We start from the raw sequence: 20,118 nt of genomic DNA, 5'->3' as shown, positions 1-20,118 counted from the left end.
TTAATGAGTAATTGGAGCAAAGGCTTTTATACCGGCAATCAGCTGTCCAGCTTGTACTTCATCGCCGGGTTTTACATGAATAGAACTGATATATCCATCCATAGGTGCTAGCTGTGGAAACTCCATTTTCATACTTTCTTCGATAATTAACGTATCGCCTTTTTCAACTTTTTGTCCTTCTTCAACAAGAACTTTCCATACGCTTCCCGGCATTGTACAGCGCGCGGCTTCCGTACCTTCGGGCAGTTCTTGTTCCGTAATTTCAGCCGTTTCATGTTCAGAGACGTACTCAGCTAAGCCGAGTGCTTTCCAATCTTCTCGCTCTGTTTGAAAAGCAGCCTGCTGGGTGTGACGAAAAGCAGCCGTGCTTTCTTCAATAGATGAAAGAAAATCTAAATATTCTCCAAGTTTAAACGTTGTCTCCGTAATATCTGCTTCAAATCTCCCGCGAAGAAAATCTTCGCGCAGTTTTAAAAGCTCATCTGCTTCTACTGGGTAAAATTGAATTTGATCAAAGAAACGAAGAAGCCACGGTTTTCCTGATTCAAAACTTTCCGTTTGACGAAGTCGGTTCCACATTTGAATCGTGCGTCCCACAAATTGATAGCCCCCAGGACCTTCCATTCCGTATACGCACATATACGCACCGCCAATACCAACTGCATTTTCAGGCGTCCATGTACGAGCGGGATTATATTTCGTTGTCACTAAACGGTGACGAGGGTCTAGAGGCGTAGCAACAGGTGCGCCTAAATATACATCTCCAAGCCCCATTACAAGATAATTAGCGTCAAATACAACTCGTTTAACATCTTCAATGTGATCCAGACCGTTTACTCGGCGAATAAACTCTAGATTGCTTGGACACCAGGGGGCATCTGGGCGAACGTTTTGCTGATAGCGTTCAATAGCTAATTGAGTCGCAGGATCATCCCATGAAAGTGGAAGTTTTACAATACGAGAGGGAACTTCCATTTCTTCAAGTGGAGGAAGCGCACGATCTATAGCTGAAATGTGCTGGCAAAGTTCAAGAATAGACATCTTTGTTGCATCAATATGAATTTGAAGAGAACGGATACCAGGCGTTAAATCTAGAACTGGTAAATCCTTACGCTTTTGAATAGCTTCCATTAAAGCATGCACTTGGAAGCGAAGCAGCAGATCAAGCTCCATTTCTCCGTACTCCACAAGTATATTCGCATCGCCTGAGCAGCGGACGGAAAAAGGGAATCGTCTATTTTCCGTTTCGTTGATCAGAAGCGGATAATCGCTTTTGAGCGGCTGTGCTACTGGATTTGTAAGCACAGGAAGTGATGCAGATGTTCCGATACGCTGTAAAAAGTCTTCCTGCGTACATTTGAGTTTTTCAGCTTGTTCAAGATCAATTAATTTAAACGAAATTTTATCTCCGGGGTGAAGCTGTCCTATTTTCCAAAACTCTGCTGAAGCAGTCGTAACAGGGCAAACAAAGCCCCCAAGGCTCGGGCCGTCTGGGCCAAGTAAAATAGGCATATCTCCAGTTAAGTCTAAGGTGCCGATGGCATAGGCATTATCATGAATATTTGATGGGTGCAAACCGGCTTCTCCTCCATCTTCACGCGTCCAAAAAGGAGCGGGACCTATTAACCTAACACCTGTTCTAGAGCTGTTAAAATGAACTTCCCATTTTGTATTTGTTAGCTGCTGCAAGTACTCTGGCTGCAAAAACTCTTCTGTACAATGAGGGCCGGGAATCACCCCGATTGTCCATTCTTTAGACATGGTCGGCTGATCAGAAAGAGCAAGTTCATTTTCAACGTGAGCGTAGTCAGAAACACGCAGTACATCTCCTGTGCGAAGTGCTCTTCCGCCGTGTCCTCCAAAGCTTCCTAGTGTAAAAGTAGAAGAACTGCCTAATATTTTAGGCATATCAAGTCCGCCGCCAATCAGTAAATACGTGCGCATTCCTTCGGTTGCTTCACCAAATGAAAGAATTTGCCCTGGCTTTGCTTGAATGGTTTTATACATGGGAATTTCAGCGCCGTCTAATGTAGCCTGCATGTTGGCACCTGTAATACAAAAAGATACATTGGCTCTAAATTTATAAGAGCCGCCTCGGAGAGTCATTTCAATTCCCGGGGCATCCGGTGAATTTCCGAGAAGTTTGTTTCCTATGCGAAAAGCAAAAGGATCCATTGGACCGCACGGTGGAACTCCTACATTCCAGTGCCCGGTGCGTCCCGGGTAATCTTGAACAGTGGACTGAACGCCGCCGTCTAATACTTCAATTGCTTGTTCGCTCGGAGTATATGAGTTAAGCATTTGAGTATACACATCGCCTGTTTTACACGCTTTTTCTGCTAACAGTCCCTGCAAGTATTGAAGATTAGTAGTAACGCCGTATAATCTTGTCTCTTTTAAAGCAGCGCTCAATTTTAGAAGAGCTTCTTCTCGTGTTTTTCCATGAACGATAATTTTAGCGAGCATAGGATCATAAAGTGATGTTACAGTAATGCCGTCTCGCATCCATGTTTCAACTCGAGCACTTTTAGAGAAAATGCCTTGGTCGATTTGCCCGCCGCTTGGACGAAAATCATTTAAGCAATCTTCGGCATAAATACGCGCTTGGATACTGTGACCTGAAGGAACAGGAAGCAAAGAAGGAAGGTTTACCAGCTCATCGCATGCTTCTTTAAGCATCCATTCTACTAAATCGATGTTTAACACTTCTTCTGTAACGCCGTGTTCTACTTGAAGACGAGTATTTACTTCTAAAAAATAAAACTTCTCCGCTTCGGCGTCATATAAAAATTCTACTGTTCCTGCACTTCGGTATCCCACTTCTTTAGCTAGTCGAGTAGCTGCTTGCAGCATATTTTCCCGTATATATGAAGGGAAGTTTGGAGCTGGACTTTCTTCAATTACTTTTTGATTTCTTCGCTGAATAGAGCAGTCGCGTTCTCCTAAAGCCACTACTTCTCCAAAAGAATTCCCGAAGATTTGAACTTCCACATGGCGAGCTTTTTGAATGTATTTCTCTAAAAAAACACCGCTGTTTTTAAAGTTTGTTTGTGCTAAATGGCAAACTGAGTCAAAAGCGGCTTGAAGCGCTTTTTCATCCTGGCAAACACGCATTCCAATTCCGCCGCCGCCAGCTGTACTTTTTAACATAACGGGATAGCCAATCTCTTCAGCAGCACGTACAGCTTCTGATACATCTGTAATAAGAGGTGTACCAGGAAGCAAAGGCACGTCCGCTTTTTGCGCAATTTCCCGAGCTGAATGTTTCAATCCGAATATTTCCATTTGCTGAGGTGTAGGACCAATAAATACAATTCCTTCAGCTCGACAGCGACGAGCAAATTCCGCGTTTTCGCTTAAAAAACCGTAGCCTGGATGAATAGCTTCCGCTCCTGTTTTCTTTGCGATATCTAGAATAAGGTCTTCGTTTAAATAACTTTCTTTGACCGGGCCGCTGCCAATTAAAATGGCTTCATCTGCTTCATCAACGTGCAGGCTGTCTTGATCAGCTTCTGTATAAACAGCCACAGATTTCACTCCAAAATGTCGTAATGTTCGCTCAATTCTAACGGCAATTGCTCCTCGGTTCGCAATTAATACTTTTGTAAACATAGATGAACACTCCTTTTTATAATGAATCCCAAATAACTAAGCGAATAGGGGTAGGGTTATAATCGTTGCACGGATTATTAAGCTGAGGGCAGTTGCTGATCAATACAAGTGTAGGATTGATCGCTTCCATTTCTACATAGTATCCAGGTGCAGACACTCCGTCATTAAACGTTAATCCGCCGCTTGGCGTCACAGGTACATTCATAAAAAAGTTTACGTTCGGTGCTAAATCTCTTTTGGTGTAGCGACTATCATATTTTGATAGCTGTAGCATAAATGTATCTCGGCAGTTATGCATTGGAAGCGTGTCATGTGCATAACGTACGGTGTTGCTTTGTGCCGAACAAGCTCCCCCTAAAGTATCGTGGCGTCCGCACGTGTCAGCTACAATTTTGACTAGTTCTTTTCCAGATTGAGAGAGCAGCACCGTGCCGGTGGATAAATAAATATTTCCTTGATTAGCAATCGTAGATACTGCACTGTAATGATCTTCTGGATTTTCTGCATCAAAGAATAACGTATCCGCTGCTTGATTTCCTTTTACATCTATTATTCTAAGCGTTTGTCCTGGTTTAAGTTCGTGCATCCAGCCATCCCCAGCCAGTACCGTTTCATCATAAATTGCGTTCTCTATTTTTCTGCTACTTTCCACTCGATTAAATACAGTCATTATAGAAGCCTCCTTCATTTTTAAATCGTTGATAATGTTTTATTTCCAAGCAATAGGTCATAAGACCATGTGTTTTCAAACGCTCGTTTATTTTCAGGTCTAAAATTTAAACAGTAGTCGTCTGAGCTTACAGGAGCTGCTTCATCTACGGTTATTTCAATCGGAACAGAAGGATACGTTTTACTTGGGTCTAAAGGGTTAGGGGTATTAGACAGTACAAAAAGCAAATCCATTTCTGTTCTAAGCGTAATAAAATCTCCTTTTTTACAATGAGAAGAAACAAAATTCATATTGCCTTCTTCGTCGCAGTATACTTTTGAAAATAAGTTAAGATTAGGGACTAAATCCCGTGTTGTTAAACCGTTGCGCAGAAGCTCCATTGAGAAGTTTTCTTCGCCATTCCTTCTCCATGCGTTTCGGGATTCTTGATAAGTAGATGCACCGTATTTTTGATGAGTTAAGCTGCGCGTAGTATAGCCTGAAATGGTATCATGCCAGCCGGTGGTGTCAGCAGTGATGCTTGCAAATGCTCTGCCGTTGTCACTCATCAGAACGTGTCCTTTTGTTAAATGAGCAGTATGCTGAGCTTTTAAGGTATCAGGCATGTTGTATCGTTCCGTTAAATCATAAGCGTTGTACAATAGTAGGGATGCGTTTGCACCGGATTCTTGTGCGGTAAACGTCACTGATTTTCCTCTCCCAATTCGTCCTGACCATTTTCCGCCCGCTGGGATGGTTTGCTTCCAGATATAACTCATAAAATAACCTCCTTAGAATAAAAAAAGGATAAAAGCTTGGGAGAGTAGTCTCCCAGGCTTTTATCCTTCCGTGTTATACAGCATAGCGCCATATCGCTCTCTCTCGGACCAGTCTTTAACGTATGTTAAACGGAACCCTAGACAGCTTTTTTGTTCTTAACATCTGTAAGAACCTTTATCCATTTGTGGCTTTCGATTAATCGTAGTATAGTATGTTTGAAAATAAGTTGACAAGCAGTTTGTTAGAATACCTGACACAAAAACTGATTTTTCAGTTTATTTTTCAGGGACCGTCACTTTTGAATGATCTCTCTTTACAAAAGGAGCCGATAGTCGAGATTTTACAAATAAATAGAGAAATCCAACCGTAAGCCAGGCGACACCAATCAAAAGAGTGTCTTTGTTTAACAGTGTGAGCAGCCATCCGATAAATGCCGCTCCTATCAAAGGGAAGATTAAATAAAGTATTGTTTCAGTAAACGATCGTTTCTTTAACTTAATATAAAAATGGGCAATGACTGATAGATTAACAAATGTAAAAGCGGTTAAGGCACCGAAACTGACAAAAGTAACGGCTGTGTTTAAATCAATAAACATTCCCAAAAACGAAAAAGCGGTAACAAGCAAGATATTCACCACGGGCGTTTTAAACGTTGGATGAATATATGAAAATACCTTCTGAGGCAGCACGGATTCACGGCCTAAAGCATATAAAAAGCGAGTCACGCTTGTGACTGAAGAAACTCCTTGAGTAAAGGTTGCGATAATTAAGACCGTAATAAATAGACTGCTTAAAAGATTTCCGCCCACTAATTTTACAAGGGTGTAGGCAGCATTATCAGGATTAGTAAATGTGAATCCCGGATAGGCAATCTGTGTAAAATACGAAATAGCGATGTACATAACAGCTGCAATACAAACAATAAGAAAAATGGCTTTTGGAATGGTCCTTTCCGGTTGAATCGTTTCTTCCGCCATTGTTGTCACGGCATCAAATCCTAAAAAGCAAAAGCAAATGAGCGCAGCTCCAGAAAAGATAGTCGTAAACGGTACATCTGAAGCCAAAAAAGGATGAAGTGAAAAAAGAGTAGAAGAACTAGCTTGACCTGTTGCAATATCTTTGATGATAAATAAACAAAACAAACTTATAAATAGAATCTGAACTACAACAGAGATGCCGCTTATACGAGCGACAGATTTAATACCAACAATATTGACTAAAGCTAAGATAATGTTCATGACAATGACCCATACGTATACAGGAATAGAAGGAAATTCCGTATGCATAAAAATACCAAATGTTAAAATAGCGATAATAGGGGAGAAAATATAGTCTAAAAGAAGTGCCCAGCCTACTAAAAAGCCAAGGCGAGGATGTATAGCTTTTTTCGTATACGTATAAGCAGATCCCGCTATTGGATATGCTTTTACCATTCGGCTATAGCTATATGCGGTAAAAAAGATAGCTAAAAAAGCAAGTAAATAAGCAAGGACCATTTGCCCTCCAGCCGCATCGTAGGCTACTCCGTAAACTGTAAAGAAAATCATCGGAGTCATCCAGGCAAGACCCAAAAATACAATTTGATATACCTTTAGCGATTTACTTAACGCTGGTTGGTTGTTCATACAAATCCCTTCTTTCCTCTATTTTATACTAGTAAAAAAGAAAAGCCTGGGAGAATGATGTCATTCTCCCAGGCTTTTATCCTTCCGTGTATACGGACCGTTCCGTACGCTCTCTCTCGGACCAGCCTTTAACATGTGTTAAACGGAACCCTAGATCGCTTTTTGTCTTCAACAGAGCGAAGACCTTTATAGATAATGTAAGTAGTTCGAAGTATAAGCAGGATTATAAGAAGATGCAACTACTGTGTTAGATAGTTTAACAAACTTTTTAAAAAAGTAAACTTTTGTAAAAGGCGAACTATATATAATTTTATTAAAAAGATTATTCGTTTATAGTTGACTTATAGAGAGACCTATAGTATATTTGTAGACAAGAAAAAGCTAAATACGGTTCACTCATATATGTTTGAGAATATGGCTCAGACGTTTCTACCTTATCACCGTAAATGATAGGACTATGAGTAAAAAGTGAATCTAGGTTCCCATTTTTACGTTAGTAGAAAGTTTGGTCCAAGCGATTCACATATTCACTTTTGAAAGGAAGTGGATATGACACCGAAGGGATAAAAGCCCAGGCGGGTAGGTTTTTGCTCATTGTATTTGAGAGACCTGCCTTTGTTTGGGCTTTTTCTTATGTGTCTATTTACAGTATAAGCGAGTAATGAAAATTTCTTGTTTGTATCTGCATTGCTTTCTGGGGAGAATAGCGATGTAAAGCATGAAATCACTCACTGAAGCTTTATCTGTAAGCCCTCATTTAACCATGGGAAGTACATTCTATCTATTTTCTAGCATTTTTTCTTTGATGAGCAGCGTGGGGACGCTGCTCCTTTTTTTGTTCTCGCTTTTTTCTCTGTAAATAAAGGCCTTTAAAGAGAAGGTGATTTGCGAAATTTGGCGAATTAATGCTTTAAACAATAAATAATAGAGAAGATAAAGCGGTCTATGAAAAATGAAGAAGTTGAAAAATTGAGGAGGGAATTATATTGCTTCACTTAATTAATGTTCGCTTGCCAATTATGCACGATCACGCTCTTTTTGAAGTGAAAATTTCAAATGGAATGTATACTTCTATCGTTTTACAAAACGGTTATCTTGAAGGTGACGAGTTTTTTCCGCTACACGCAGCCGTGTTAGGAAAAGAAACGTCACTTGATGCACAGGGTCGTGTGCTATTACCAGGATTTGTAGATATGCATATGCATTTAGACAAAGCTCATTCGCTTCCTCAAGTGCCCAATCTATCTGGAACTCTTCAAGAAGCCATTAAAAATTACAGCAGCAGCCTGCCGACATTTCCAGAAGAAGAAATTAAGCAGCGAATGTTTAAAACTGCTTTGCAGGCATTAGCTAACGGTACGACTACGATTCGAACGCATATTGATTTTGACTGCAGCATGGAAGAAGATAGTTTATTTCGAAGTTTACAAGCGGCTGTCGAAGTGAGAGATGAATTAAGCCCGTATATGGATGTGCAGGTTGTTCCGCTATTCTCTAACTTAGACATTGATGATATGCATAAGATGACTAAAATTGAACGAGCATTCGACCTTGAAATTGATGCGATTGGAGGCTGTCCTCATTTAGCTGGAAATCCAGAAAAAGAGATTGATGCTCTGTTTTCGCTGGCTCAAGCCTATAATAAACCTCTTGACTTACATGTGGATGAAAGCGATGATCCATCTGTTGATACGATAATTAATATTGCTCATAGAACAATTGAATTGAATATGGAAGGAAAAGTGGTAGTGGGGCATCTTTGTTCGCTTGCAGGAATGACTGATGCAAAAGTGAAAGAAATCTTAAACCTTTTGAAACAGGCGAAAATTGGAGTTGTCACATTACCTGCTTCTAATTTATATTTACAGGGAAGAGAAGATAAAGGAATTGTAAGACGAGGCGTAACGCGTATTCGCGACATACAAAAAGCAGCGATTCCGATTGCTACTGCATCTGATAACGTGAACGACCCCTTTCATCCGTTTGGAAAAGCAGACTTGCTGCAAGTAGGGTTACTAACTGCCTATGCTGCACATATGGGAAGTCCAGATGATCAACGGCAGTTGCTCCGAATGATTACAAGTATACCAGCCCGGCTGATTGGAAAAGAAAAGTATGGAGTGGAAGAAGGAAACGAAGCAAACTTTGTTCTGTTAAATGTCCAGTCTGTACAGGAAATATGGACTGAACTTCCTGAAACTCGCTTTGTTTTCAACAAGCATCGCTGGCTTAGCGTAAAAGAGACGCATCAGCGGCTCGCGGATACGAACTTGACTAACCTTTGGCAGGAAAATCAAATTTTAATTGGTTAAAAATAGCTGCCTTTTAAAGGCAGCTATTTTTATAAACTCTTTTTGTAGCTTTGGCGCCCTAAAGTAGAGCCGGAGTGTACTTTTGCCACTCGAATGCCTTTTTTTAAGCGTGTTGTGCTAAGTTTTAACATTAGAAAAGCAATTCCTCCTGAAAAGATAATGATTAGAGCAATGCCTATTAGATAAGCTATAGCAGGATATGCCATTTTAAATGAAAGCAAACTAGAAGCTAGACCAGCTATGAAACCAATAAATCCGCTTCCTGCAAGTTCGTCTGCAAATACTTTAAATGAAGGAGGGAGGTTTAGTAAAGCAAATGGAATAAGCGCTATAAACAAATACACATAGGCTAAAATTGCTAAGAGAATTGAAACTCCAAAAGTAAGACGGTTCTGAGGATTGTTAGGATTGTGTTTAGCTCCAATAGTACCTAACCAAATCCCGATACTGCTAATTCCAACGGTTAAAATTCCTTTTAGCAAAATACCACCAATTATTTGTAAAGCAGACCAATGAATGAACAAGCCTAGAACAATTTCGATGGTTGATAGCAGGATGAAAGGAAGCAGCCAGCTAATCCACAGCTTACCTAGTGCGAGTTGCCAACTTGAAATCGGCAGACTTTTTATAAGTGAAGCTGTTTCTGCTTCACGCGCGATGGAAGAGGCAGACATTGATCCGTTAAAGAGAGCGTAAAAGAAGAGGAAAAAAACTTGTACGCCGAGCCATACGTTATCTTTATAAGAAATTAAATTCTCTAAAGTAGCTCCACTTTTTAAAAAACCAACGGTAGGAAAGATAAGAAAGAATACAAAAGGCATAAAAACGAGCCATTCTCGCAAATCTCTTTTTATGTTTTTCCAGTCTGTCAAACCAATAACCATAATCGGATGATGAACTTTATACTTTTTGCTTGATGAAATTTTAGCTCTCTTTTTTCCTTTTCCTTCACTTAAACGAACCCATCCAGTTCTAAAACCTTTCTCCACTAAAGAAGAAGATAAGAGAATACTTAAAAAAGCTAACACCATAATACTTAACGCCGGTACAAAAGCATGAACAGATCCTTTAGCACTTGAAGTTATCGCTATGCTTGCCCAGTGAAAAGGCGTCCATGTAGGAAATAAGGGAAGGCCTGCTATTGCTTTTTCAAAAGGTGCTCCATTAGAACTGAAATTAGGAAGTTGAAATAATACATACACAATGACACCTGATAAAGCACTCATGGCTGTCATAAGTTCGTTTGCTCTCTGTGCAGGGATGAGTTGAACCAATATAAGGTTAAGTAAATAACAAAGAGAAAGTCCAATTACCACTGTACTTAATAAAACTGCAAATGAAATAATGTAAAATAAAAAGTTAGTATGAACTCGAATACCGTATACGATAAACGGTATATAAAATAGAAAAAACATTATCAACGGTGTAGAAAGAAAACTCTTAATATATTTTACCCAAAAAAGCTGTTTTGTCGGAATGGGCAGTGTAAATAAAAAAGATAGGTCCAAAGAAGAATACAAGTTTTTAAATACCTGTGGGATCCCCATTAAGACCAGCATCCCTATTAATAATAAACAGCTATAAGAAAATAAGCTGCTCATCAACTCAAAAGAGAGAGAGGGTGCGATTCTCCATACGCCTTTTGATAAAAAATACACAATGAGAGCAATAAATAAAGTAGAAAATCCAACCGTGGCGTATGCCTGTTTTTTAGAAGATCTAAAATGATTAAGAAGTAGTTTTCCTTCTGTTTGAAGCAAGAGTTTCATCATTGAATTTCACCGGCTTTTGCAAGTTCTTCTATGATGTTTTGCTGCTCTTCATTCCCTGTTAAATTGAGGAAGATGTCTTCGAGGGTGGACTGATCATTGTTCGCTTGCTCTCTAAGCTCTTTCATGGAACCTAAAGCAATAACTTCTCCATTTAAAATAATGCCAATTCGATCACAAAGCTGTTCAGCAATTTCTAAAATATGAGTAGTGATAAAGACTGTTACGCCGCTATCGCAAAGGCTACGCAATAGATTCTTCAGCGTTCTTGCGCTTTTGGGGTCAAGTCCTACAGTTGGCTCGTCCAAAAAAATAATTTCAGGGTTATGTAAAAGCGCCCCACATAAGGCTATTTTTTGTTTCATACCGTGTGAATATCCCTCAATAAGTTCATTTGCTCGTTCTTCTAGCTGAAAAAGGCTTAGCCATTTATTGGAGCGTGTCTCGAATTCATCAGCAGATAATTTAAAAATAGAGGCAATAAACTGTAAGTATTCCATACCAGTGAGTTTTAAGTAAAGTGTAGGTTGATCAGGAACGTATGCAATTTTTCGTTTTGCTTCAATGGGCGCATCCCATACATTAATCCCACATACATCAATAGAGCCTGAAGAAGGTTCTAAGAGGCCTGTCATCATTTTAATAGTAGTTGTTTTTCCTGCACCGTTAGGACCTAAAAATCCGAATAGTTCGCCACTTTCTACAGTTAAGTTAAGATCTTTGACGGCTTTGTGCGACCCATAGCTTTTAGATACATTTGATAGTGAAATAGAGTGCATCTTCATCCTCCTCGTTTGTTTTTCTACTATCATATACGAATGAAAAAGGATAAAGTTTCATAAAATGTAATAAAAAACAAAAAAGAGCATAAAAAGAAGCTGTCACATTAGTGACAGCTTCTTAATCAATTACTTTTGAACGTTAGCAGCTTGTGGTCCACGAGCTCCATCTTCGATTTCAAATGTAACTTCTTGACCTTCTTCAAGTGATTTGAAACCTTCGCCTTGGATAGCTGAGAAGTGTACGAATACGTCGTCTTGTCCTTCTACTTCGATGAATCCAAAACCTTTTTCTGCATTAAACCATTTTACTTTACCTTGTACCATTGTAGTACCTCCTGTGTGGAAAATCCACGAATATATTACTATCTCTGCTCAATTTCAATAAGAATCACTTTAAAGAAAGTCTTTCTATTTGTTAACACCGAACAAGAAATAATATACCTAGTATAACACTTTTTTATAAAAAAGAAACCTTTTTTCATAAAAAAGTACTCTGAGATAAAAATAAGTTGAAAATATGGGAATATTTTGAAATAGTAAATAAGCTATTGTTTTGTGGATTTTTTAGCGATCCCTAAAATCTTTTATCTCGTAAAAAAATGAATAGTGAGGTTGACAAATTGAATAACGTGTAACTATAATGGTTACAACGAGCTGAAAAGAAATAGCAGTGTTATAAAAGCTCAAATTTTTTTGTGTAATATGTAACTATTGTGGTTACAACAAAAATAAAAGGAGAGAATAAAAATGAAAATTGGCGTTATTGGAGCAACAGGAAAAGCAGGTCAATTAATTATGGAAGAAGCAAAACAGAGAGGACATGAAGTAACAGCCATTGTTCGAAATGCTTCTAAACTAAAAAATCAAACAAACGTAATTGAAAAAGATATTTTTGTCATTACTTCAAAAGACATTGAACAGTTCGATGCTGTGGTAGACGCATTTAATGCACCTCCCGGAAGCGAACAGATGCACGTTGAGTCTATACAATCACTTATTAAAGCATTTCAAGGTGTTCAAACGCGACTCGCAGTAGTGGGCGGAGCAGGAAGTTTATTTGTAGATGAAGAAAAAACAATGCCTTTAATGAGCACAGAAGGTTTTCCAGCAGCTTATTATCCAACGGCTTCAAATATGGGCAAAGGTTTAAAAGAACTAGAAAAATCAACTATAGATTGGACTTATTTAAGCCCAGCTGCTTTTTTTGACCCAGAAGGTGCTCGCACTGGAGCCTATCAATTAGGAAAAGATCACGTGATTACAAATAGTCAAAATGAAAGCTATATTAGCTATGCTGATTATGCGATTGCTTTAATAGATGAGTTAGAGAATAAAAACTATGTAAACGAACGTTTTGCTGTAGTGGGTGAGAAAGCATAAGCTTACGTTTGAGTCATATAAAAAAACAGCTTACATTTGTTGTGAGCTGTTTTTTTATATAGAACAAAATAGATATAAAGCAACGGAAAATGGTATAGATTTTGTATTATTTCTTCGTTTTTCTTTTTAAAAACGATACAATACAACATAGATGATAAAAAGGAGATGAAAAGATGATTCGTTTTGGCGTAATAGGAACAAACTGGATAACAGATCGACTGTTAGAATCAGCTCAGTATGTAGACGACTTTCAGCTTGCAGCTGTTTATTCTCGAACCATTGAAAAAGCAGAAGCATTTGCAGGTAAATATGATATTCCTCATATATTTACTGATTTGGAGGAAATGGCAGCGAGTGCTAAAATTGATGCCGTGTATATTGCTACTCCAAATGCTTATCATGCGGAACAAGCTATCTTATTTTTGAAAAATAACAAGCATGTACTGTGTGAAAAACCGCTCGCAGCCAATGCAGCAGAAGTAACTCGCATGATTCAAGCAGCCAAGAATCACAATGTGTTACTAATGGAAGCGATGAAATCAACCCTTCTTCCTAACTTCAACGTGATTCAAGAGAACTTACATAAAATTGGTCCAATTCGAAAATACGTGGCATCTTACTGTCAGTATTCTTCTCGTTACGATAAATACAAAGAAGGTATCGTGCTTAATGCCTTTAAGCCAGAGCTTGCCAACGGTTCACTGATGGATTTAGGTGTATATTGTCTGTATCCTCTGATTACGTTGTTTGGAGGGCCTCATAAAATAAAGGCAACGGCGTTTATGCTAGAATCTGGAGTAGATGGAGAAGGGTCAGTTGCTTTAGAGTACGAAGATCGCGACGCGGTCATCATGTATTCTAAGATTACAAATTCGCATTTACCAAGTGAAATTCAAGGAGAAAAAGGCAGTATGATTATTGACAAAATACATACTGCTGAAAAGGTAGAAATTCGATACAATGACGGACGGGTAGAAGAGTTAACGGTCGATCAGCCTTACCCTGCTATGTACTACGAAATAAATGAATTCGTAGAGCTGTTAAAGCAAGGAAAGATGGAATCGGACACAAATTCTTATGAAAATTCGTATCTAACAATGCATGTGATGGATAAAGTGCGAGAGCAAATCGGTCTTGTATATCCAAATGATAAGAAATAAATAAAAGAGGCTGGACAAAAGTAGTTTAGTTGAAGGAAGATCCGAACGAGTTTGATTCTTGATGGAGAATCAAACTCGTTCGGATTTTTTTATGGCTAGGGTAAAAGCAGGTTTTAAGTAACAAGTAGTGACCCTTATTAGATGATTTATACCATTTGTTCGTCTCTAAATTGGATTTAGATCGTTATGTCTCATTCTCTTTTATTGTAGTTATAAAGAGCATAATTGAGATTTGAAATCTTGTTGCAGCACACTGCAAAAGCAAATATGTTGAAACAAGGGAAGTTTTTTAGTATCTTCTATGTTCATTCATCCCTGCATACATAGGATTAATCAAAGGAAAGAATAAAAAGAGTGAGAAATATTCGATAATCAATCCTAGATTAAAATGATTATAAAAAAGTATTGACTATAATAATAGCTCGTGTATAATAAAGAATGTAATCAATAGTTATTACTAGTTTATAATGATACTAATAATCGTTATCAAATAGTAAATAGTGCTGATTGCATTAAAAATAATACATACAAGCATAGGCTTGTTAAATACATTGTACAAGGAGAGGTTTTGACATGGCAGAACGTATGGTAGGAAAACAAGCACCACGCTTCGAAATGGAAGCTGTACTTGCAAATAAGGAATTTGGAAAAGTAAGTTTAGAAGAAAATATGAAAAACGGTAAATGGACAGTATTGTTCTTCTATCCAATGGACTTTACATTCGTATGTCCAACAGAAATTACAGCCCTATCAGATCACTACGAAGAGTTTGAGGATCTAGATGCTGAAGTGGTAGGTGTTTCTACAGATACAATTCATACTCACTTAGCTTGGATTAACACAGATCGTAAAGATAATGGGCTTGGAGATTTAAATTATCCATTAGCTGCAGATCCAACTCATGCAGTAGCACGTGATTACGGCGTATTAATTGAAGAAGAAGGCGTAGCGCTTCGCGGATTATTCATTATTAATCCAGAAGGTGAATTACAATATGCAGTTGTAAACCATAACAACATCGGCCGCAGCGTAGAAGAAACATTACGTGTACTTCAAGCACTTCAAACTGGCGGACTTTGCCCAGCTAACTGGAAACCAGGTCAAAAAACACTTTAATAAATAACGGTAGAGTAGAGGAGAACTTCCTCTACTGCTGCCATTAAAATAGAAAAGATAGTTTTCTAATTATAAAAGAAGGAATATTCAGTTTTATTTATGAGGAGGATTTTAACATGAAATTACGTGAACAAATGCCTGAATTAACTGGAGCAACATCTTGGATTAACGACGAAGTGACAAAGGAAGATTTAGTAGGTGATAAAGCAACGCTTATCCACTTTTGGTCAGTAAGCTGCCATTTATGTAAAGAAGCAATGCCTGAAGTTAATGATCTTCGTGATGAGTATGATGATCAATTGAATGTTGTAGCGGTTCATATGCCTCGTTCGGAAGATGACTTAGATATGGGTGTTATTGAGGCAATGGCAATGGGACACGATATTACTCAGCCAATTTATGTAGACAGTGAGCATAAGTTAACAGACGCTTTTGAAAATAAATATGTACCAGCATATTATGTATTTGATAAAGAAGGTCAGCTTCGTCATTTCCAAGCGGGTGGAAATGGAATGCCAATGCTTCGCAAACGTATCAATCGCGTTTTAGGAGAAGAATAATCTATACATGAAGAAGAAATAAAAAGGGCCGGGATAAAAATATTTTAGCCGAAGTGAAAAACGAAACACTGATCAACATGTTTGATTAGTGTTTCGTTTTTTTTGTTATGCAGAACGTAGATTTCATCTGTTTCGTTCCTTCTAGCAGTTGATTAGAGGGCAAGGCGAAGACTCCTGCGGGAAAAGCGGAACAGGTGAGACCCCGCAGGAGCGCCAGCGACGAGGAGGCTCAGCGGCCGCCCGCGGAAAGCGAAGTCTTGCACGGAAATCAACTGCGGTGTAATAAGCAGTCCAGCTCATGTATCCTATTTGTTCGTCTTTAGATTGGATCCATTTCGTTATGTCTCAATCTCTTTTTTTATTTTTACTGAGTCGTTTTGATTATTAATGAGCATTTCATCATATTGACATAAAAAACCTAATATAGTTAAATTTATATAAGAACAAACGTTCGTTTTTGGTGTTGTTATTTTACTCTTTTCTCCCTTTTTAATAAGTATAAGAAAAAAAGGAGGAGATTTGCACAATGACTCAGCTCTATTCGCAGCAAGAAAAGCGGCACGACAAAGAATGTACCTTTCATACATTTCTTACAAACCACAGCGCAACTCTTCAGACTCATATAATGAATACATTTTTGACACCAGAACGCTATGAGCGATTACAAAAAGCGGTTGTTAAAAATGATACAAAAGAACAAAGACTTCTAAACAAAGAATTTCATCAGTTTTATAGTGAAGTTAGATTGCTTCATTATATTAACAAGCTTTGCAGACATTATTCCAGAGATGTTATGCGTGTAAAAGAAAAAGAGCGTTCATATATTCCTCTTCGCCTGCAGCAGCCGGCTGCGCTAGATGGAAATCGAACAGTTGAAGATATGCTAGGAGTACAGGACGGGGCTGTATGGGAGCATGAATTTTTAGGAAATCAACTTGAAAATCGTATTCTTCATCATGCATTTCGCCAATTAACGGCCAAGCAGCAGTGTATGCTGCACTTGATTATTGTCGAACGCTGGACTCATAAAGAAATCGCTGCTTATTTTTCTATTTCTCAGCAAGCGGTTTCTAATCATTATCAACGTGCGCTAAGCAAGTTGAAAAAAATTATGAAGGTGAGTGATAGATATGTTTGATCCTCAGTGGCTTCAACTTGTTGGAAACGTAGGATTTCCCGCTGTCCTTTCTTTTTATTTATTACTGCGTGTAGAAAATAATATAAAGCGACTTGAAGAAAAAGTGGAAGAATTAACAACTGACTTAAGAAAGAAGTGAAGAAATGGAAACTCTATACGAACTTGTAAATAAAGTGAAAGCTGGAGATGAAGAGGCATCAAGGCGTTTATTGAAAAAACTGGAACCCAAAATAAATAAAGCTGTTCAAAGCTTTTCACTGCATGATAGAGACGACGTAAAGCAAGATTTAAAGGTTAAAATTCTTTCCGCTGTTAAGACCTTCGATTTTTCTCAAACGCCAGGTCTTTGGGAATTTTTACATCAAAAATAAAAAAGAGCGCTCGTTTTATCGACGCTCTTTTTTATTTTTGTCGCAGTTCGACTACTTACATTTCAGTGGAACACTCAAAAAACAGAAAATGGATAAATATTTTAAAAAAGGTAAAAGGTGATGTGTACACATAGAGTTTAGTAGTATACTAACAAGTAGAATTTCTTGTAGAAAAGGAAGATAAACACTCTTTATATAGTGAGGATGGTCGGCAACAAATAGAGTGTAGAACAGTTTTATTTAATGAAGGAAAAAAATGATAGTACTGTTCGATAAATCAAACAGTACTAGTTATAAAAAAGCAGCTGTAAACAATATGTAAGCTAAGAAGCCTATTGTTTTTGTTTTAGCTTTTGGAAAGAGGTGAAGAATAAAGTGAGTCAACTTCTCTTTAATATCACGTTAATTATTTCTTTCTTGTTTGCTGCGAGTATAGTTCGAGAGCAAATCATTTATAGAGTAGAAGGAATAAAACGGTATAAAATGTATCGCTTAATTTATTACGGATGTTCTTATGGACTATTAGGCAGCATTTTAATGATATATACAATTAAAATAGATTCTACTATTATTCTTGACCTTCGCTTTTTAGCGGTGACAATTGTTTGTCTTTATGCAGGAATGATACCGGCTATCATTGCAGCTTGTATTATAGGAGTAATGCGTTTGCTTTTATTTGGAATTACGGAAAGCGGAATAATAGGCGCTGCTACAATTATCGTAATGGCTTTACTGTCTGGGTGGACGGTTCGCTTACCTTATCGTCCATTTATTCGTTTTCAATTAATGAATTCTATTAGCTTGCTTTGCGTATTTTTCTCATTGTCCTTTCTTTTTAAAGATATGAAGCACGCCGCTGCGACTATCGTCTATTTACTCCCTGCTTCTTTTATAGGGGGATGTTTAGTGTATCTAGCAGGTAGATATATATATGTATCTCGCGTAACGACAAGTCAGCATAAAAAACTGTCTAAAATGTTTTCGGTTATGGTTCAAAATGCAAAGACAGGTACCATGATTGAAACGCCAAAGCGCGAAGTAGCCGTTATTAATCAAACTTTTTGTGACATGTTTGATATACCCGGGCCTCCTAATCAATACGTTGGACTGGAAAGTAATCAGCTGTTTTTATCTCACGCTCCTATGTTGAAAGATCCTGCTAGGTTTTTAAAAACGGTAGAAAGCACCGTTTATTCAAAAGAGTCAATAGTAGATGAAGAAATTACGTTTATTAACGGTAAAATTTATGCGCGTGACTACATTCCAATCTATGAAGGTCATGTGTATATTGGCCACTATTGGGAATATCGAGATATTACGGAGAAAAAGAAGGCTGAGTGTGATCTTCTCAAAGCTAATAAAAAGCTTGAAATGCTGTCCATGAAAGATGGCTTAACGGGTCTGAACAACCGCCGATCTCTTGATAAACAGCTGGAAATCGAGTGGGAATACGCACGGAAAGAAAAAGAGCCGCTTTCTTTTCTTTTATTTGATATTGATTATTTTAAAGCGTATAACGATACCTATGGCCATATTCAAGGAGACGAATGCTTAAAAGAAGTAGCGAATATCGCTAAAAGCGTTGTCTTTGACGAATCGGTTTTTGTCGCAAGATACGGAGGAGAAGAGTTTGGTATATTGCTTCCTCGAGCTAATCAATATGAAGCGATAAAAATGGCAGAAGCTATTAGACAGCAAGTGGAGGGCCGTGGAATTGTCCATCAAGCTTCTGAAGTGTTTAAGTGCGTCACTATCAGCGTTGGAATAATGACAGTCGTTCCATCCGAAAACATACGGCCCATTTCAATTGTTCATCAAGCAGATCTGGCTTTATATGAAGCAAAGCGTACGGGTCGAAATCGAATTTCAGTATATTCTCACCACAAAGAAGCTGACTCAAACGTTTGAGTCAGCTTTTAAAAGAGATATAAGCCTCTTATTTAGGAGGGGCTTTTTCTTTTTCGTCTTCTTCCATAATTCCTTTTGTAGCGTTTTTAAACTCTTTTAACGTTTTTCCAGCAGCTTTTCCTAATTCCGGCAGTTTCTTTGGACCAAAAAGCAATAGAGCGACAAATACAATTAAGGCAATTTCTCCAAACCCAAGGTTCATTGTCATCGTCTCCTATTTTTTGAAAGTGTTTACAAGTTTAGTATAGCACGAAAAGAGGGGAAGTAGTACACCCTTATCCAGTGATTTTAAGGCCAATTACACCTGCTACAATACAAAAAATAAATAGAATTCGACGCATATCTTTTGCTTCGCGAAAGAAAAGCATGCCGAGAAGTACACTTCCGGCAGCGCCTACTCCCGTCCATATACCGTAAGCTGTTCCAAGAGGTATTTCCTTTAACGCTAAGGAGAGAAGATAAAAACTTCCTGCACCGAAAAGGATAAATCCAATTGAAGGAAGCAATCGCTTAAATCCATCCGAAAGTTTTAAGAAAATCACAAATCCCACTTCGCAGAAACCGGCAGCTATTAATGCAATCCAGGCCATGTTAGGATTCCTCTCTTTCTGTTTCTTCAGTAGAAATTAACTTTAAACCGATAATTCCAAAAATCATTAATCCTAAAAATAAAATCTTTCCAATATTTACGCCTTCGTCTAAAACGGTCATACCGAGTATCGCTGTACCAGCAGCTCCTATACCAGTAAACACTGCATAAGCTGTTCCCACAGCAATTTTTTTTAAGGCATTTGAAAAGAAATAAAAGCTGATGACAATTGTGACGATCGTAATGATTGTTGGAGTTAATTCAGTAAATCCGTGTGAATATTTTAAGCCGATTGCCCATACAATCTCGAGCAAACCAGCGATAATAAGGTAAATCCAAGCCATTTTAATTCCTCCTTACATAATAA

At 38.1% G+C, this 20,118-nt stretch carries 20 protein-coding genes and 3 riboswitches; of the genes, 10 read left to right on the top strand and 10 right to left on the bottom strand.

What is annotated here, in order from left to right; all coding sequences use genetic code 11:
• The 4 genes from uca to ACRPLY_RS16660 all read right to left on the bottom strand — a co-directional run bounded on the left by uca (position 1) and on the right by ACRPLY_RS16660 (position 6,666).
• A complete protein-coding gene (gene uca, locus ACRPLY_RS16675; protein ID WP_432232038.1) occupies positions 1-3,612 on the bottom strand; it encodes an urea carboxylase in 3,612 nt (1,203 codons plus the stop codon).
• Between the two features lie 16 nt (positions 3,613-3,628).
• Positions 3,629-4,282, bottom strand: coding sequence for an urea amidolyase associated protein UAAP2 (locus ACRPLY_RS16670; RefSeq protein WP_432232037.1), 654 nt, complete (start codon positions 4,280-4,282; stop codon positions 3,629-3,631).
• A gap of 20 nt (positions 4,283-4,302) precedes the next feature.
• Complete coding sequence (locus ACRPLY_RS16665) at positions 4,303-5,040, bottom strand: urea amidolyase associated protein UAAP1 (RefSeq protein ID WP_154991675.1); 738 nt, start codon at positions 5,038-5,040, stop codon at positions 4,303-4,305.
• Positions 5,041-5,087: 47 nt separating this feature from the next.
• Positions 5,088-5,192, bottom strand: a riboswitch (guanidine-I (ykkC/yxkD leader).
• A 124-nt stretch (positions 5,193-5,316) separates the two neighbouring features.
• Positions 5,317-6,666: an APC family permease gene (locus ACRPLY_RS16660; RefSeq protein ID WP_049163081.1), complete on the bottom strand. Its 1,350-nt coding sequence runs from the start codon at positions 6,664-6,666 to the stop codon at positions 5,317-5,319.
• 63 nt (positions 6,667-6,729) lie between these two features.
• A riboswitch (guanidine-I (ykkC/yxkD leader) is annotated at positions 6,730-6,831 on the bottom strand.
• Positions 6,832-7,042: 211 nt separating this feature from the next.
• A riboswitch (purine riboswitch) is annotated at positions 7,043-7,144 on the top strand.
• Positions 7,145-7,652: 508 nt separating this feature from the next.
• Between ACRPLY_RS16660 and ACRPLY_RS16655 the strand changes: the two genes are divergently transcribed.
• Entirely contained in the window at positions 7,653-8,978 is a 1,326-nt protein-coding gene (locus ACRPLY_RS16655; RefSeq protein ID WP_432232036.1) for an amidohydrolase family protein, read from the top strand.
• 29 nt (positions 8,979-9,007) lie between these two features.
• On the opposite strand, the gene ACRPLY_RS16650 is transcribed toward ACRPLY_RS16655, so the two are convergent.
• The 3 genes from ACRPLY_RS16650 to ACRPLY_RS16640 form a co-directional block, all read right to left on the bottom strand.
• Complete coding sequence (locus tag ACRPLY_RS16650) at positions 9,008-10,750, bottom strand: putative ABC transporter permease subunit (RefSeq protein WP_430158935.1); 1,743 nt, start codon at positions 10,748-10,750, stop codon at positions 9,008-9,010.
• The gene (locus tag ACRPLY_RS16645) at positions 10,747-11,526 is read right to left on the bottom strand and encodes an ABC transporter ATP-binding protein (protein WP_249887389.1); all 780 of its coding nucleotides are present in this window, start codon (positions 11,524-11,526) and stop codon (positions 10,747-10,749) included. The genes ACRPLY_RS16650 and ACRPLY_RS16645 overlap by 4 nt, the downstream gene beginning before the upstream one ends.
• Positions 11,527-11,655: 129 nt before the next feature.
• Complete coding sequence (locus ACRPLY_RS16640; protein WP_013055689.1) at positions 11,656-11,853, bottom strand: cold-shock protein; 198 nt, start codon at positions 11,851-11,853, stop codon at positions 11,656-11,658.
• A 423-nt stretch (positions 11,854-12,276) separates the two neighbouring features.
• On the opposite strand from ACRPLY_RS16640, the gene ACRPLY_RS16635 reads away from it, so the two are divergent.
• From ACRPLY_RS16635 to ACRPLY_RS16595, 9 genes are all read left to right on the top strand, one after another.
• Positions 12,277-12,909: an NAD(P)-dependent oxidoreductase gene (locus tag ACRPLY_RS16635; protein WP_033578197.1), complete on the top strand. Its 633-nt coding sequence runs from the start codon at positions 12,277-12,279 to the stop codon at positions 12,907-12,909.
• A 173-nt stretch (positions 12,910-13,082) separates the two neighbouring features.
• Positions 13,083-14,069: a Gfo/Idh/MocA family protein gene (locus ACRPLY_RS16630; RefSeq protein WP_049163085.1), complete on the top strand. Its 987-nt coding sequence runs from the start codon at positions 13,083-13,085 to the stop codon at positions 14,067-14,069.
• 573 nt (positions 14,070-14,642) lie between these two features.
• Positions 14,643-15,185, top strand: a complete 543-nt coding sequence (locus ACRPLY_RS16625) for a peroxiredoxin (protein ID WP_014461319.1) — start codon at positions 14,643-14,645, stop codon at positions 15,183-15,185.
• Positions 15,186-15,301: 116 nt separating this feature from the next.
• On the top strand, positions 15,302-15,745 hold the full coding sequence (locus ACRPLY_RS16620) for a TlpA family protein disulfide reductase (protein WP_013055693.1): 444 nt from the start codon (positions 15,302-15,304) through the stop codon (positions 15,743-15,745).
• A 148-nt stretch (positions 15,746-15,893) separates the two neighbouring features.
• A complete protein-coding gene (locus ACRPLY_RS16615) occupies positions 15,894-16,028 on the top strand; it encodes a hypothetical protein (protein ID WP_255293446.1) in 135 nt (44 codons plus the stop codon).
• 243 nt (positions 16,029-16,271) lie between these two features.
• On the top strand, positions 16,272-16,883 hold the full coding sequence (locus ACRPLY_RS16610) for a sigma-70 family RNA polymerase sigma factor (RefSeq protein ID WP_048020133.1): 612 nt from the start codon (positions 16,272-16,274) through the stop codon (positions 16,881-16,883).
• Positions 16,876-17,022 (top strand): YvrJ family protein, encoded by a 147-nt coding sequence (locus ACRPLY_RS16605; protein ID WP_013055696.1) that lies wholly within the window; start codon positions 16,876-16,878, stop codon positions 17,020-17,022. Before ACRPLY_RS16610 ends, ACRPLY_RS16605 begins: the two co-directional genes overlap by 8 nt.
• Before the next feature lie 4 nt (positions 17,023-17,026).
• Entirely contained in the window at positions 17,027-17,254 is a 228-nt protein-coding gene (locus ACRPLY_RS16600; protein ID WP_014461317.1) for a helix-turn-helix domain-containing protein, read from the top strand.
• Between the two features lie 375 nt (positions 17,255-17,629).
• Positions 17,630-19,162, top strand: a complete 1,533-nt coding sequence (locus ACRPLY_RS16595; RefSeq protein WP_432232035.1) for a diguanylate cyclase domain-containing protein — start codon at positions 17,630-17,632, stop codon at positions 19,160-19,162.
• Between the two features lie 28 nt (positions 19,163-19,190).
• Here ACRPLY_RS16595 and ACRPLY_RS16590 read toward each other — a convergent pair whose 3' ends face one another.
• From ACRPLY_RS16590 to sugE, 3 genes are all read right to left on the bottom strand, one after another.
• Complete coding sequence (locus tag ACRPLY_RS16590) at positions 19,191-19,364, bottom strand: twin-arginine translocase TatA/TatE family subunit (protein ID WP_013055701.1); 174 nt, start codon at positions 19,362-19,364, stop codon at positions 19,191-19,193.
• Between the two features lie 73 nt (positions 19,365-19,437).
• On the bottom strand, positions 19,438-19,752 hold the full coding sequence (locus ACRPLY_RS16585; protein ID WP_033578200.1) for a DMT family transporter: 315 nt from the start codon (positions 19,750-19,752) through the stop codon (positions 19,438-19,440).
• A 1-nt stretch (position 19,753) separates the two neighbouring features.
• The gene (sugE, locus tag ACRPLY_RS16580; RefSeq protein WP_028412237.1) at positions 19,754-20,095 is read right to left on the bottom strand and encodes a quaternary ammonium compound efflux SMR transporter SugE; all 342 of its coding nucleotides are present in this window, start codon (positions 20,093-20,095) and stop codon (positions 19,754-19,756) included.
• Between the last annotated feature and the right edge of the window lie 23 nt (positions 20,096-20,118).

The organism is Priestia sp. TGN 0903 (assembly GCF_050846855.1).
Classification (GTDB): Bacteria; Bacillota; Bacilli; order Bacillales; family Bacillaceae_H; genus Priestia; species Priestia zanthoxyli.
Note: the sequence above shows the minus strand (reverse complement) of the source record. Positions and strands in the feature narration are given on the sequence as shown.